We start from the raw sequence: 15,034 nt of genomic DNA, 5'->3' as shown, positions 1-15,034 counted from the left end.
ACGGCGAAGTGAAACGCCTGATCGTCATCAGTCCCTATTGGGATGAGCGGCTCGGAGCCCTGTCGGCTCTTGCTGAGCGGCTTCGCCCACGGGCAATCGCTGCGCTCATCGACACAGACACCGGGTTGTTCCCGCGGGATGCGACAGGGAGCATTTCCGGCATCACGCTCTATCGCCGGGATGGCTTTGGGGGCAGTCGCTTCATCCATGCCAAAGCTCTGATCGCGCAAACCGATACGGCGGACCACCTCTTGATTGGCAGCGCGAACTGCACGGTTGCAGCTCTTGGCACTGGGAACACATCAGGCTCCAACAGCGAGGCAAGCCTATACCGTCAGCTGCCGCCAGGTCGGGCTGTCTCGGAGTTGGGGCTGGAGAAGGTGCTCACGCCCGAGAGGAGAATTGAGGCTGAGAAGCTGCCGCCGCTGCACGTCGAAGAAGACATCCCGTTCGACGCCCTCTCTCAGAGTCACCCGGGCATTTTCGCAGTTCACGGCGACACGCTGAGCTGGCGACCAGCTGCGCAAATCGGCGCACCCGAGGCATATGAAGTCGAATTGCTGGCTGCCTCCGGCGCGCCGCTGGTCAGCAATCCGACACGACTCGAAGGTACTGATCATCGGAGAATCCGCTTCCAGATTGAGGCAACCGATGACCTTCCGGCCTTCGCACGACTGATCGGGCCGCACGAGTTCACGCCAGGGATCATCACGCACATAGATGCCCTGCAGATCGCAATTCGCGAAACACACTCACGACAAACGGAGAATGCGCTCGCTCAGCTGGACGGCGAAACAGAAGCCACCCTCGCTTTGCTCGAAGTGCAGGACTTGCTCGAGAAGATCGAAGATCGCGATGCCGACGGGCACGGCGAAGGCGTCTCCATCCCGAAGGCTCGAAAGGAAACGGATGAAGGCGGCCAGAAGCATCGCCAACTGAGCTACGACGACTTCATCGCTGGTCGTCGGCCACACCAATCGGGGCATGTTCAGCACAACAGCCTCGGCGGCAGCGACGTATCTATCGTCCGCGGCTTTCTGAACCGGATCGTCGGGTTGAACTCGCTCGTAACGCCGGTCGATGAAAACGACGAGGACGCCCTGAAGGATGCCTTCGATCTCGGGGACGAGACCCAGAATGCCGAAGCCGCGATGGCGGCAGGGGAGGAGTTCGCGGCCAAACCGACTTCGAGGCCAGTTCAGGACGGAGGCGAGGAAGAGCAGCGTCGCAACGCTCGTCGGGCGCAGGCGACGAAGGATCAGCTTGTGAAGGCGGCCGCGGACTTCGCTAAGCGCATCGAACTCAAGCAGGAGAGTGGCAGCCTTTCGTCCCGCGATTTTCTGCGGCTTCGCGCACTACTGATGATCATCTGTGCCGCCTCGTGGAGAGGCACGGACAAGGCAGGCGAAAAGCTGAAAGATCGGACAAGCTTGCAGGTTCTACCCGTGGAGGGCGATCCCAACAGTTGGCCTTACGTCCTCGGACGGCTGATTTTCAAAGTTTTCGGCGGGTCAAAGCCCGCCATACGGTTCTTGAAGCTTGACAGCGTCCACGACCAACTTCCTGCCGACTTGCTCGAGTGCTGGGCCACCTGCTTCTGGTGCATGCATGCTTGCCTGTGTGCACGGCTCTCACCAAGCGAACGCACCAAGATACAGCGCCACATCCTTCCCTTGATGGAGCAGGTCTATCGCAGGACGCACCTCTCGAAGGACGAACTGCTCGCAGTGTCGATCACCGATGTGATGGACGGAATGAGCATCCAGTACGCTGATCGGCTTGGCATCGATCCAGAGGCGCTGTCGCTGGCACATCGGTCAGCTTGCGAGAGGATGTTCCCTTGAGGGGCGCCGCTCATGCTGCACTAATTTCGGCGCGTGCAGATTTACGCAGCGACATGAAGGACTTCGCGCCCTCTTGCTTCCACAGTGCTTCCACGGGTGCTGGAAACGCAAACGCCGCCCCGGAGGGCGGCGCATAAGCGTTTGATAACGCGTTATTTTCTGGTTGCGGGGGTAGGATTTGAACCTACGGCCTTCAGGTTATGAGCCGAGCCCTGTAATTTTTCAGATTCCCTTCAAATCAATGCGTTAGCGAGCAAGCCTTTGAAATCGCAAAATCTCTCGTTGGAATCTACCAAGTATCATCGTGATTCGACAGCTTCCGAAGTGCCGAGGCGGCATTCGCGGGTTGACCAGACGTTGACAAGAGCACGGACGCCCAACCTACGACGATGATCGCACGCGCCACAGAAGGGCACGGCAGCCACAGTACATTGAACCCAAAGCGCAGGAAGCTGCCGTTCAACATGACGGGGGCGAATGGCTATTTCGGGACCTCACTAAAGATTGCCAGCACTGTCGAATGTTGTTGACTTCAAATGAACCCGCTCGGCGTTTGCGGGCCATTGATAGAGATGTAGCGCCAGATCGGCCGACACGATCCGGACCAACATGCTTTCCATCTCATCTTCCGTCCTCATCGATCGAGGCGGACACGGAGGCGCCGCGCGCGCTCCTTAAATGCACGGTCGCCACCCTCGAGGATATCGCAGACATGCTTTCGCATCGTCGCGTCTTCAAGGCCACCCGACAGGTAGCGAATGGGCGGCAGCTTGCCTGGCGTATGTGTGCCGGAAAACGCAACGATGACCTGATCGGCATCCGTGTTGACGACGAGGTTCGCGTTGTGCGTTACCATAATGACCTGGCGTACGTTTTTCGCGGCGATGAATAGCTCTACCAGCTCGTCGAAGATCGACTTCGGATCGAGGTTTTCCTCCGGCTGGTCGATGATCAGCGGGCGGTCATCACTATCGTCCAAGGCGAGATAGAGCAACAGCAGGACGATGCCGCGCGTGCCTGGAGAGAGCTTGCGGATGTCGACGGCTTCGTAGTCGATACTATAGGTGATCTCGATATGGCTCGTGCCGTAAAGCCACTTGGCGAAGCGTCTCAGCCAGGAGCGATAATCCGCTTGCTGTGATCGCGGCACCTCGGAGAGATCGAGCAGTTCGGCCTGATGAGCCTGGCGGAACCCCGCCATGGCCTCGGCAACGGCTTTTGGATCGCCCGATTCCCACGCCGGCTTCAGCAGCGCGTTGGCCCAAGCCTCCAGAGTGCCAACGCCCTTGAACGGGCCGGTGCGTCGTTTGTCGAACAGGCCTTCGCCCTCTGTCGCCCAGCGATGCACATCCGCATGGCGCGACACTGAGAACGACAATTTGCGCAGTGTCCCGGACGCTTGCGCAAGCCGGTCCATGAGCGGTCGATACAGCGCGTGCAGCACTTGTTCTTCGGCAACAATGGATTCGAAGACCCGCAAATAGGCCTTCTCTCGATCGGACTGGAGCTGCGTGGTCCGCGCCGCCGCGCCTTCGCAGTCGGTCAGGGAATCCTTCAGCCGCTTCAGGGTGGCGTTCTCGTCCCCGATCTTAGTGGTGATCGTGCGCAAGCGATTGGCAGTGTCGGTATCAATGTTAATGAGGCGCTGAATGCGGCCGATCTCGGCCTCAAGTTCGCCAAGCGACAATTGCTTAAGCTCGGCGTCGTCAGCGACAAAGGGCTCCTGGTCGCTCGTCTTACGCGGCAGCTCCTTACCTCGCCACCCTGCAGTTGCCTTCTCGGCCTTGGCCAGTCGCTCAGTCAATGTCCCGTCGACGTTGCCGGCGTAGGTCTGCCGGAATGCCTCCCACGACGTATCATCGAGATGCGCACCAACGAAGTTCTGCTTGGTCGTTCGCAGGGCCATCGGCGCGCGATTTGTTCGGAAATCGGATACGTCGTTCTGCAATGAGCGCAGAGCCTGAGTCTCCTGTGACCAAAGCCGAATCTGCGTCCGGACATAATCGGCGGCTTCAGTCAGCGCGTTCAGCCGCGCGACGCGCTCCGCGCTGCCCGCGGTTACCAACTTGTCTCGGCTCTTGATATAGCCCGCTATCAGCGCGTCCTTCTGAGTGATTTGCGATTTGAGGCCCACGATCTGGCTCTGCTTCTCGCGTTCGAGCCCGATTTGATCAGAGAGTGTCTCAATGGCCTCTTCGTCACGGCCGCGGTTGTCGCGCAACACGATCGTCCGCAACTCCAACAGCTCACGAAAATCCGTCGCTCCGTCGCGTTCCAGCGTGCTATGCGCTTCAAAAATGACCCGTTCGATCTCGCTCAGCAATTCGTCCTTGAGGCCATCAGCCGAACAAAGCTCCTCGACGAATTTCTGGGAAAGATACCGCGCTCGCGGGTAGAGCGACGGATCAAATGAATCGTCGAGCAAGGGGCGCACCGACGGATCTCCGGTCTCCCAGCTCAGCCGGACGCCTACGCCGTCGAGATGCTCTCGCGCTCGCACGATAAATGACGCATTGCTCAATCGTCCATCCGTCGCGTCGCATCCCGCCGCGATCGCATCCGCAAGCGCGGTCTTGCCCGATCCCCGGGCCCCAATGATAGCGACTAAACCGGGGTTGAGCGCGAGCTTGGGCGTCTGCGCCCAGTCGGCGCCCGTCAATTCGACCTCCGCGACAACGCGTGCGGGCGTCGCTCGAAACGGGGGATTAGGTCCGACATAAGCCCGGCCCGCAGGATCGATGTAGGCTTGGCGTAGCGCATCGAATTCGAGCGCACCTTTGATCCAAGAGTAGCGGTTGCCGTCTGGCTTGGCGACGGTCGCCTGCTCATGCGCATCGCTGCCGTGCAGGCACGGTTTGCACCCGTCATATCGTTCGCGCAGCAGGTCTTCTCCGACGCCGCTTTTCCGGCCTAGCCAGAAATCCCTCTGGGCCGGGCTGCTGGCAAAAATGAAGTGCGCGAACTTCTCGATTTCCTGTCGCAAGGTTGCGTCATTCGCATCGCGGATGCCGGACGTGCCATCGGTCTCGGCCCCTGCGACGGCGATCAGGATGTTCTCTTTCGCCCAATCGCTCTTGCCGTATTCTTCGCGCAACTTTCCGAAGTTGACCTTGAACTGCGAAGCCCCGTGGCGGAACGCGGCCCGCTCGTCGCTGAGCTCTGGCTTGGATTTCCGGCCCAGCTTGACGAAGTCTTCTCTCGTGCAGGCGAAGTTGTCGCCGAAGGCTTCAAATCTCAGCCGGCTGAGAAATCGTTCCACCTCAGCCACATGCTTCGGATCGTCGGGGCAGACGAGCAAGTGGATGTTGGTCCAGCGTTCTTTCACAGTCGCCACGTCGAGCCGTAGCTCGACATTGGGGAAAACAAGCGCAACCTGTGGCAGGCGGCCATTTTCCTTCATCTCTCGGACAACGTCCTGATAGGTGTCGGTACAATAATAGTCGGTCACCGCAATCGCGCGTATCACCGGCGTCGCCTGTTCGAGGCTGGTGAGATAGTCGTTCCAGGCGCTCGGGCCTTTGAATTGGTTGTTGAACAGGGTGCCGGGCGCATGGATATGCGGCTCCCATCGATGCCATTCGGAACCGCGATTGATCATACACCCCCCTGGTTTTCTTCCTTCTTGTCGACTTGCGGAGCCGCATTCAGCGCGGCTGGCGGCGACTCGGCCGAGAAGTCGACGCCCGAGACGAACAGCTTCACAGTGTTTCCTTCGACGAAGATGCTGTCGGCATCATTAGTGATGAAGCCGGTGTCCGCGTCCCGGCTTCCCCTGATCCGGCCATGCGCCGTGTTGAAGGAGATGGCCTCGCAGATCGCGTAGCCGTATCGAACGAAGTCAGAGCCGTAGAGGCCGTCCGCACCCTTCGGGTAGCTCGCGAACTTCACCACGTTGTATTCGGGCTTCAGGGTGCTTACGAACGCCTTCTCGGCGTCGGCGACGATACGCTTATGGTCGTAGGCGCTTCTGAAATCTTCGTTCTCGAAGTCATGGCCCAGCTCGAATGTCGTCATGATGAGCGGCTGCACGTTGAACAAGAACAAATAGATTTCGTCGGTCACCCGCGCTCCGGGATAGCGCTGGGGCTCGTTGCCGAGGATCTCCATGCGAGCTTTGTGCCCATTGCTGATGAGACGGTCGAAGCTGTCACCGACCTTGGCGATGCCGACATAAAGGAGATCGTAGATCGCGGCCTCGCGGTAACGATCGAAGCGCTCGATACCCATACGGCCACGCGACCGATCCCAAATCAGTTTCTCGGTCGTGAACCACTCCAGAACGTTCGAGCTGGCCTCGCCGATCGGTCCGTCCCATATTCGGATATTCTTGTCGCCGGTCTCGATCCAAAAGGAATCAGCGTTCGATTGCTTGACGGCTGGTAGATCGCGGATGCGGATCTCGACGGGGTCACGAAAATCGTCGCCAATCGCGAAGTCAAAGGTGATAGCATTGGCCTCAGGGTCGATGACGAGATTCAAGTATTTTGCCTCGGCGCGCCCCCCTATCATATAGAAGTCACTCTGCCTCAGCAGCGCCTCCACCTCCGGGTCATTCTGAAGCCAGATAGTCTCCTGATTGGAAATCGGTGGATAAACCGTTTCCAAGAAGGTGACCTTGGACTTTGTGCTAGTGGCGCTCACGATCACTATCAAGAACCCTTGTTTGAATTGCGCTACATGTTGCAGGCATAGTACCCGCACTCGCAGGCCAAAACATGCAGACAGACTTCCATTTTCATCTCTCTAGAATGCATAGTGTATGAGCTGGAGTCGACAGACGACTGATCGGCGCATCATGGAATGAGAGTTTCCGGCACGAAGTTTCGGGTAACAGGAAAACCGATCTGGCTGAGCGATGGGATCGTTGCTCGAGAAGAGATCGATCGGCCGCTTTACGTCTGAGAGCTACCAACCTTTGCCCCTCGGTGTCACATCCTTCATACCCTTCTGCAGCTGTGTCGCTACTTGTTCGATGGTGAACTTGAATCCTTGCCCGTCAGGGATGCGTTCGGCGGAAACCGGGTATTTGGGGCGGCGGGGGTCGATGCCAGTGATCCGGAAGGACTCGCGCCCTGCGCTGAACTGGCGTCCGAAATCGTTCGGCGACAAGCCGAACGCTTCTGCCAGCGCCTCGAAGCGCAGTCTTTCAGGGTTAAGGGCAGTTCCATCAGCCATCGGGATCGACACCCGAAACGTCGCATCAAACCCCCAGCGCAGGTCAACGCCGGTGATGTCGCGCGGCTCGACCACCAGGCCATGACGGGCGGCGACGGCTTCGCAGGCCTTCAGCATCTCGGTCTGCAGCCGCTGGCAAAGAACGGGCGTCAGGTTTCTCGGAGGCTTGGCGCTGGGCATTGCAGTTTCGGGATAGGAGCGTTCCGACAGGATTACCTCATGCGCAGATCCCGATCAAACCATCGGCGAAGATGGTGGAGTGCGTCCGTCTTTTCCCAACCCCTCGCACTGGGCCAAGTCGCGTAACACCTTGTTTTTCCTTCCCGGAATTGTCCCCCGGCCTTCAATTCCACCTTCCGCCTGTATTCCGGTCCCGGCCCTGTGGTCCGACTTGATAGTGGCGCAGGTCTACGCCTGTGTCGTTGGCGACGGAGGTGCGAAGCATGGTCAAGAGACTGAAACTGAATGAGAAAACCCTGCGCGAGGCGGACCCCAAGCCCGGCGTCAGCTATCAGATCTTCGACACGGAGGTGATCGGCTTCGCCGCCCGCGTGCAGGCCTCGGGCGCGCGGACCTTCACCATCGACTACCGGCACTCAGGGCGGCAGCGCCGGATGACCATCGGGCGCTGGCCGGAGTGGAGCGTCACGGCCGCGCGCGAACGCGCCAAGGAACTGCGGCGCGCCATCGACGAAGGGCAGGACCCTCTGGCGGCGCGCGACGAATGGCGAGGGGCCCCGCGCGTCACGGACATGATCGACCGCTACATCGCCGAGCATCTGCCGAAACTCGCCAAGACCAATGCGGGCGACCAGGTCTCGATGCTGAAGAAGATGGTGGAACCGGCCTGGGGCAACCGGCTGGTGACAGAGATCACCAAGTCCGATGTGGCAAAGTTCCTCGATTTTGTGGCCGAGGGCCGCCCCCGCCCCTGCAAGGCGAAACCCAATAACAGGGCCCGCAAACTGCAGGGCCACAAGCCCACCCCGATCCGCGCCAACCGCATGGGTGAGGTGCTGCGCAAGATGTTCACGCTGGCCATGGAATGGGAATGGCGGACGGACAACCCCGCGCAGGGGTTCCATCGTCGCATCGAACATGCCCGCGAGCGCTTCCTGTCGCCCGAAGAGCTGACTCGACTGGCGGCCGTGCTGGATGGCGCCGAGGATCAGCGCGCCGCGGCGATCATCCGCATGTGCATGTTGACCGGCGCGCGGGTGGGCGAGGTTCGCACCGCGCGGTTCGAACAGTTGAACCTCGACTATGCCATCTGGTCGAAACCCGCCTCGACCACCAAGCAGCGCAAGATCCACCGTGTGCCGATTTCGCAGGACGTCGCAGCCATCGTGCGCCTGCGTCTGCGGGCGGTGCCGAGCGGCAATCCGTGGCTCTTCCCCGGCGAGACGGTTGGCCAGCCGGTGCGTGAAATCCGCCGTTTCTGGGCCAAGGCACAGAAGGACGCCGGGCTGGCCGACGTCCGCATCCACGACCTGCGCCACACCTTCGCCTCCCTGCTTGTCAGCGGCGGCGCATCGCTGGAAATGATCGGCAAGCTCTTGGGCCACAGCCAGATGCAGACCACCCAGCGTTATGCGCACCTGATGGATTCCCCCTTGCGCGCAGGCGTCGATACGGTGGCCAGTCTCCTGCGCCCGCGGCCCCGCCTTGTGCATGACGCAGCGCAGGACGGAACCGACTTGCCGAAATCGGCCTGACCTTCACACCGTTTCCTCGCCACGCAGCTTGCGCCAGAGGGAGGTCAGCCGCTTGCGGATGGTGCTTTCATCCGGCACTTCCCCCGACTTCGAATTCTGGACGAACCAGTCCTGCACCAGCGCAACCAGCGCGGTCTGGGTGTCGGGCACCCCCTTTTCGAACAGGAAAACGGTCAGCCACGCGTACATGGAATCCCAATCGTACCGCGGACTGGCGCCGATGGTGGAGGCCGGGCGGCGCAATAGGTCGCGTTCTTCCTCGAATTGCAGCAACGACCCCGACGCCACCATCAGGTCTGACGAGCGGATCGGCAGACCATCCGAAGGTTCGGTCACGTGCGCCCAGGTCGCGCTGCCGGGTTTGAGAACGCGCTTCAATCGGCCGATATCGTCGCTCGGCCCGAACCGCCTGAACATGCACATCAGTTCCGCGATGGGCACCTCGACCAAGCCCCCCACGACTTCATCCCCACATCTGACGGGCGGAATGCCTGCGACGACCTTCAGCTGGCCCTCTGCCGCCCAGCCCGCGACATCGGCCGGGGGACAGCCCCAGCGCACGGCAATTTCGTAGATGGAATAGAAGGCGACGGGCGGCAAAGGCATGAATGAACTCCTCTCAGACATACGGCATCCTTCGGCCAGGGCCGTCGGACTGCGGGTTACAAAAACCCGCCGTGCCAAGCACGCGGGTGGACTGGCTGCAGCCCACGTCGTCGAGGAAAACTGCCTGTAATTGGGCACTCCACCCCAAGAGGGGCGGGACCTGGCTTCGGTTGCCTTGTCGATTCTTATGTTCTGCTCAACCACGAATCTACGCATCCGGAAGGCGAGCGATCAACCAGAATCCTACGCTGGCGCGACGGAACAAAAAAAGAACTTGTGGATATCGTCCAGCACCCCCGGAACCCGACCGGAACGGTCCATTCCGGCAATTCCGGTCGCTGCGAAACCGGCGAAACCGTCTCAGCGCCGCCCAATCAGCCCCAAGCTGACGAAACGATGGCGACGAAGTGCGGATCGTCGCCAGGAACCGGCGCTTGAGATGCGCTGCGAGGGCTGCGGCAACGCCTGTCGCGTCGCGCGCTATCCGCTGAAAGTCCAATAAAACAAGGGGTGGAATTGGGAGCTAGCGGCCAGTTCCACCTTCCGCCTGTCTTCCGGTCCTCGCGCTCTGCTTCGCTGAAACCGCCCCCGGCAGAGGGGCGCGAGGCGAACGGAGCAGCCCATGAAGGACATACAAAACGACCCGGTGGAGGAGGTCCCTGACCTCCTGGCCGACTGGATCAGCCGCGAGCAGCTGGCCCGCGCACTGGATTTGACCACAGACACTTTGTCGCGGTGGGAGGCCCGCCGTCAGGGTCCGCCCTGCACACGCATAGGTCGAAAGACCTTCTATCGCCGCGCCGCCATCCAGGAGTGGATCAGGGCGCAGGAACAGGCTCACCCGGTGCGCAAGACGCGGGGGCGGTCATGACGATCCACCCCCGCAGTTCCGCCTGGCCCGCCGACCGCGTGGCCGAGGCCCGCGCCGTCCTCGCCGATGTCGCACATCACAGCGATCTCCTGATCCGGCTCGCCTGCAACGTGCTTGCCCAGCATGGCGAGACCCCTGGCGAGCGAGCTGATGCCCAGCGCCTGCTGGTCGTCGTCGATGCGCGGCGGCCGGTGCAACGTGCCCAGCGCGAAGACCAGGGGAGAGCCGCGCGATGATGCGCCGTGGCACCCCCGAGGCCGATCTTCAGCGTGCCGTCGTGCAGGCCCTGCGCATCGCCCTTCCCCGCTCGGCGATCATCCACCACTGCGCCAATGAGGTGACCGAGGCCGGGCCCCGCGGGGCCAAGCGCCAGGCGATCCTTGTCGGCATGGGCGTCCATGCCGGGTTCGCCGATCTGATGGTGATCTGCGACGGCCGCGTCCTGTTCCTCGAACTGAAGGCCCCGAAGGGGCGGCTGCGGCCGGAGCAGGAGGCGTTCCGCGATGCTGTGAAGGCACAGGGGTTTGGCTGGGCGCTGGTCCGCAGCCTCGATGACGCGCTGGGCGCGCTGGCGGATCACGGCTTCACCACGCGCATCGCCCCTGCCCCGCGGAGGTCCGCGCCATGAGCCACGAGGCCACCAACTGGGCCATCAAGCAGCGCGGGCTGAAGCCGACGACCAAGATCGTCCTCTGGCATCTCTGCGACCGGTTCAACCCCGACTACGGCTGCTTCCCCTCGCAGGACCGGCTGGCGCATGACTGCGAGATCAGCCGGTCCACACTGAACGATCACCTTGGCCAGCTCGAGGCCGTGGGTCTGCTGCGCCGGGTGCCGCGGCTCGATCCCGTGACCAAGCGCCAGCTGCCCACCCGCTACATCCTGGGGTTCGAGCCGGGGTTCACACCTGTGGCTGTGGTGCCGTGTCCGGAAATCGGACACGGGGAAGCAGAGGGTGCAGAAAGCAATGATGATGCAGGCCTTTCGCCCCTCGACGACGGGTCCGATGCCCTGCCGTGTCCGGATTTCGGACACGGGAGTTGTGCCGGAGCCGTGTCCGATTTTCCCGCCGACCCGTGTCCGGAAAACGCCGAAAGCCGTGTCCGGATTTCGGACACTAACCCTGTAAGGGAACCTCTAAGTAAACCAGTAAAGGAGGAGGAGGGCGCGCAAGCGCGCGAGGCGATTTCCGATGAGGTTTTCGGGGATCTGCTCGCAGCACTCGGCCTCGACCCCGCGGCACTGCCCGGCTGGTGGCAAGGCTGGCCGCCCCGGCTGCACGTCCAGCGCTGGCGTGACGAGCTGGGGTTGACCGAGGCGGAGATCATCGCTGCGGCCGAGGCAAGCCGCGAGAAACATCCCGAACCGCCCGATGGGCCGAAGGCATTGGACCGGGCAATGCAGCGCGCAGCAGGGCGCAAGGTCGAGGATGCGGGACGGAAGCGCAGAAAGCCCAAGGCGGCCCCCGCCCCAACGGCAAAGCCGATCACCGACTTGCCAGCCTTCTACGCCGATCTGGTCAATTCCGACCGCTACCTGCCGGTCAGCGCGATCAGCAACACCATGCGCGACGCGATGCTGGCCCGCGGGCTGGTCACGGCCGAACGCCTGCGCGAGCGCGGGGTGCGGTGAATGGCATGGTGTCACGTCCCCGGCACGGATTGTCCCTCTGTGCAGGCGGCGGAGGCCTTGATCTGGGCCTCATGCTCGCCGAACCCGGCTATCACACCCGCGCCTTCGTCGAATGGGAGGACTGGCCAAGGGCGGTCCTCATCGCCGCCCAGCGCGCGGGGTATTTCGTCCCGGCCCCAATCTGGACCGACCTGCGCAGCTTCGATGCCCGGCCCGTCCGCGGCGCCTTCGATGCCGTCCTGGCCGGATACCCTTGCCAGCCCTTCAGCGCGGCCGGGAAACGCGGCGGCGCCGACGATCCTCGCCACCTCTGGCCCGACGTCGCCCGCGTCATCGGCGAATGCCGCCCGGAATGGGTCTTCCTGGAAAACGTCGCCGGTCACGTCACCCTCGGCCTTGAAACTGTCCTGCGAGAGCTTTGGGGATTGGGCTACACGCCTGCGGCGGGTCTGTTCTCGGCGGCAGAGGTCGGCGCGCCGCATGAGCGACTGCGGATCTTCATCCTGGCCCACACCGATGAGCCTGCATCCCGGCACCGGCCGCTACAACCCGGCCGGCAACAGCGACTTTACCCGGAAGGCCGAGGCGCTGGCGCTGGGCATCGCGAAAGCCCTGCCGAACCACTGGCCAACCCCGGCCGCGCAGAACTGGAAGGGATCGAGCGAGGCCAGCATCACGCGCAGCGACGGCAAGTCCCGGATGGACCTGCTGCACTACCGGGCGGAACAGGGCTTCACCCGCCCGGCCCCGGTGACCTTGCCGGATGGGCGGCGGTCCTCGCCGCACGCCCCGATCTCGCGCCCGCTTTGGGCTTCGATGATTGCCTCGCATGGGCGCGTCACCTCGCGGCGGATCCTGAAGGGCCGGTCGCGGCGGCGGCTGAACCCGCTCTTCGTCGGATGGCTGATGGGCTGGCCCATCGGGCACGCGCTCTGCGCCTGCTCGGCAACGGAGTTCACCCTCTGGCAGCAGCACATGCGTGGCGCTCTCTCGCAGCTGCCCATGGCCTCCGGCCCGTGGATCTGGGGGCCGACCGAGGCGGCCCAGCGCCCGGCGCAGATGGATTTCCTTGAAGGATTGCAGCCATGAGCTTCCACGGCCGCGTCAGCGGCACCAGGATCAAGCGCGCGCTGGGCGTGCAGGCGGCGCTGGAATGGGCGTTCCGAGTGGAACAGGCGCAGCTTGAACTGCCCCTGCCCCCGGACATCACCGAGGAAGGCTTCGGCTTCGGTCTGGAATACGTCCTCCTCCAGCGCGCCGTGTTGGGCTGCAAGATCGACGGCGGCCAGCACAAGATCGGCGGCTACACCCACGAGGACGCCGAAGTGATCGCCGCCACCGTCGCCGGTATCCCAGACAGCCTCGGCGGCAAGCGCATGGCGATCCGCGTTGCCGAACTGGCCCGCGCCGGGCTGACCCCGGACTGGATGCCCGGCGCTGTGCCGCGCTGCGTGCCGACCATCGTGAAACAGAACCAGCATGGCACACATGCGGGCGCCATCGTCGTGGGAACGGAGCGCATCCGCGTGCGTGGCGCGGGCGCCCGTGCCACATGGAAGACCATCGACATCCTGGCCTGCCCGGTCACGTTCTCGCCCCATCCCCAGCAGATCGAGGCCGCCCGGCGGGGATATGACGAATGGTGGCAGGCGCTGGGCTGGGTCCGGGAGGGGCTAATCGCGGGCGGGATGCTGCGCGAGGTTGATGTTACAGCCGCGATGCCCCGTCCCGCCCCTTGGGCGAGGGTGCGTCCGTCCGGGTAACGGATCGTCATTGCCTTTTGGCACATAATGACTATCTTGATGCCAAAGGAGAACGACCATGCAGTTCGCCACGGTCCAGCCGATCATCGCGCGCCCTGGCCTTCCTGTCATCACCGACGAGGAAGCGGCTGCGCTGGCGCGCACCACCGTCAACCTGTTCCGCGCCTGGGGCCTGACGGATGGCGAGGCGCGCGTGCTACTGGGCGACATGGCCCAGCGCACATGGGCGCGCTGGAAGACCGGCGACATCGGGCGCATCGACCGGGACCTGCGCGCGCGGATGGCGATCCTGATGGGGATCCACAAGGCGCTGCGGTACCTCTTCACCGAACCCACCCGCGGCTATGCGTGGATCCGCAAACCCAGCACAGCCCTCGGCGGTCGCAGCGCGCTGGACATCATGATGCGCGGCGAGATCACCGACCTGATCGACCTGCGCGCCTATCTGGATGCAGAACGGGGTGCCTGGTGAATGTGCCTGTCCGCCGCGTGACATGGCCACGCACTGTCCGCATCATCCGCTCGATCCACCCGCCCATCGACCTGTTCGAAGACATCGCCGACCCCGCCGATTGGGAGGCGCTGGCCTCGGCCGAAGCCAAGTTCAACCCGCGCATCCGCGACAGCATCGGTGATCTGTCGAAGGTGCCGGTCGCACGCCGCGTGACCGGGCCCGGCGCCAGCTGGGTCATAGCACCCTTCGTCCATTGCTCGCCCCTGCGGCCGGGGCGGTTTTCGGACGGCAGCTTTGGCCTCTACTACGCGGGCGACCGCACCGAAGTGGCCATCGCCGAAACCATCCACCACCATACGCGCTTCATGCGCGCCACGAACGAGTCGCCGGGCTGGACGTCGCAGTTCCGCGAACTGATCGGGTCCGTCGATGCCGATCTGGACGACGCCACCGGCCGCGCCGACCTGCTGGACGCCAACGACTACCGCGCGTCCCAGGTCTTCGGGGCCGAGCGACGCGCGGCCGGATCAAACGGCATCACCTGGCCCAGCATCCGCTATCCCGAGGGCCAGTGCATCGCCGTCTTCTGGCCCGACGTGATCCCGATCCCCACCCAAGGCGCGCATTTCGCCTATCACTGGAACGGCGCAACGGTGGATTTCGTCAAGCAGCTCGACAACGGCGAGGTGTGGGAGGTGCGATGATCCAGTCAGGAGAAGGAAAGAGGTGCATTGGCGACCCGCGAACCGAAGGCCCCGCGCTGCCGACAATGCCCCAACATTTGGGCGCTCGACCGAAGGCACACGTCGCGCTCACTGCGACCCTGTCGAAAACCCACACACCGGGGTCGATCAACCGCCCCGACGCGTTGCGCAGCCCAAGGAAACGGGCGAAGGTAACGCTTTGGAAGCCCGACACGAATCCCGCAGAGTGCGTTCGATTAACCTCAAGGAAAGACGGCGAAACAAATGGCC

General features: G+C 63.0%; 14 protein-coding genes and 1 pseudogene. 11 read left to right on the top strand and 4 right to left on the bottom strand.

Annotated elements, in window-relative coordinates:
* Window positions 1-8: 8 nt before the first annotated feature.
* On the top strand, window positions 9-1,844 hold the full coding sequence (locus CRO07_RS13600) for a phospholipase D family protein (protein ID WP_097031229.1): 1,836 nt from the start codon (window positions 9-11) through the stop codon (window positions 1,842-1,844).
* 634 nt (window positions 1,845-2,478) lie between these two features.
* Here the strand turns inward: CRO07_RS13600 and CRO07_RS19125 are convergent.
* The 3 genes from CRO07_RS19125 to CRO07_RS13585 all read right to left on the bottom strand — a co-directional run bounded on the left by CRO07_RS19125 (window position 2,479) and on the right by CRO07_RS13585 (window position 7,199).
* Window positions 2,479-5,442, bottom strand: a complete 2,964-nt coding sequence (locus CRO07_RS19125) for a TrlF family AAA-like ATPase (protein ID WP_097031228.1) — start codon at window positions 5,440-5,442, stop codon at window positions 2,479-2,481.
* Window positions 5,439-6,491 (bottom strand): hypothetical protein, encoded by a 1,053-nt coding sequence (locus tag CRO07_RS13590; RefSeq protein WP_176504574.1) that lies wholly within the window; start codon window positions 6,489-6,491, stop codon window positions 5,439-5,441. Before CRO07_RS13590 ends, CRO07_RS19125 begins: the two co-directional genes overlap by 4 nt.
* Before the next feature lie 258 nt (window positions 6,492-6,749).
* A complete protein-coding gene (locus CRO07_RS13585) occupies window positions 6,750-7,199 on the bottom strand; it encodes a hypothetical protein (RefSeq protein ID WP_097031227.1) in 450 nt (149 codons plus the stop codon).
* Between the two features lie 263 nt (window positions 7,200-7,462).
* On the opposite strand from CRO07_RS13585, the gene CRO07_RS13580 reads away from it, so the two are divergent.
* Entirely contained in the window at window positions 7,463-8,734 is a 1,272-nt protein-coding gene (locus CRO07_RS13580; protein ID WP_097031226.1) for a tyrosine-type recombinase/integrase, read from the top strand.
* Between the two features lie 3 nt (window positions 8,735-8,737).
* On the opposite strand, the gene CRO07_RS13575 is transcribed toward CRO07_RS13580, so the two are convergent.
* Window positions 8,738-9,340, bottom strand: a complete 603-nt coding sequence (locus tag CRO07_RS13575; RefSeq protein WP_097031225.1) for a hypothetical protein — start codon at window positions 9,338-9,340, stop codon at window positions 8,738-8,740.
* A 622-nt stretch (window positions 9,341-9,962) separates the two neighbouring features.
* Here CRO07_RS13575 and CRO07_RS13570 point away from each other — a divergent pair.
* From CRO07_RS13570 to CRO07_RS13535, 9 genes and pseudogenes are all read left to right on the top strand, one after another.
* The gene (locus tag CRO07_RS13570; protein ID WP_097031224.1) at window positions 9,963-10,211 is read left to right on the top strand and encodes a helix-turn-helix transcriptional regulator; all 249 of its coding nucleotides are present in this window, start codon (window positions 9,963-9,965) and stop codon (window positions 10,209-10,211) included.
* The gene (locus CRO07_RS13565; RefSeq protein WP_097031223.1) at window positions 10,208-10,447 is read left to right on the top strand and encodes a hypothetical protein; all 240 of its coding nucleotides are present in this window, start codon (window positions 10,208-10,210) and stop codon (window positions 10,445-10,447) included. Before CRO07_RS13570 ends, CRO07_RS13565 begins: the two co-directional genes overlap by 4 nt.
* Complete coding sequence (locus CRO07_RS13560) at window positions 10,444-10,839, top strand: VRR-NUC domain-containing protein (protein ID WP_097031222.1); 396 nt, start codon at window positions 10,444-10,446, stop codon at window positions 10,837-10,839. The genes CRO07_RS13565 and CRO07_RS13560 overlap by 4 nt, the downstream gene beginning before the upstream one ends.
* Window positions 10,836-11,843, top strand: coding sequence for a helix-turn-helix domain-containing protein (locus CRO07_RS13555; protein WP_097031221.1), 1,008 nt, complete (start codon window positions 10,836-10,838; stop codon window positions 11,841-11,843). Before CRO07_RS13560 ends, CRO07_RS13555 begins: the two co-directional genes overlap by 4 nt.
* Window positions 11,844-11,848: 5 nt before the next feature.
* Window positions 11,849-12,310, top strand: a pseudogene (locus CRO07_RS19120) (DNA cytosine methyltransferase); the annotation flags it as partial.
* A gap of 49 nt (window positions 12,311-12,359) precedes the next feature.
* Window positions 12,360-12,932 (top strand): DNA methyltransferase, encoded by a 573-nt coding sequence (locus CRO07_RS19115; RefSeq protein ID WP_235841006.1) that lies wholly within the window; start codon window positions 12,360-12,362, stop codon window positions 12,930-12,932.
* Window positions 12,929-13,606 (top strand): hypothetical protein, encoded by a 678-nt coding sequence (locus CRO07_RS13545; RefSeq protein WP_097031219.1) that lies wholly within the window; start codon window positions 12,929-12,931, stop codon window positions 13,604-13,606. Before CRO07_RS19115 ends, CRO07_RS13545 begins: the two co-directional genes overlap by 4 nt.
* Window positions 13,607-13,664: 58 nt before the next feature.
* Window positions 13,665-14,078 carry an MbcA/ParS/Xre antitoxin family protein gene (locus tag CRO07_RS13540; protein WP_097031218.1) on the top strand — a complete coding sequence of 138 codons (414 nt, stop codon included), beginning with the start codon at window positions 13,665-13,667 and terminating at the stop codon, window positions 14,076-14,078.
* Window positions 14,075-14,764, top strand: coding sequence for an RES family NAD+ phosphorylase (locus CRO07_RS13535; RefSeq protein ID WP_407919633.1), 690 nt, complete (start codon window positions 14,075-14,077; stop codon window positions 14,762-14,764). The genes CRO07_RS13540 and CRO07_RS13535 overlap by 4 nt, the downstream gene beginning before the upstream one ends.
* Window positions 14,765-15,034 lie beyond the last annotated feature (270 nt).

The organism is Cereibacter ovatus (assembly GCF_900207575.1).
GTDB lineage: Bacteria > Pseudomonadota > Alphaproteobacteria > Rhodobacterales > Rhodobacteraceae > Cereibacter_A > Cereibacter_A ovatus.
The sequence above is the reverse complement of the archived record's forward strand: the minus strand, read 5'-3'. Positions and strand labels throughout refer to the sequence as shown.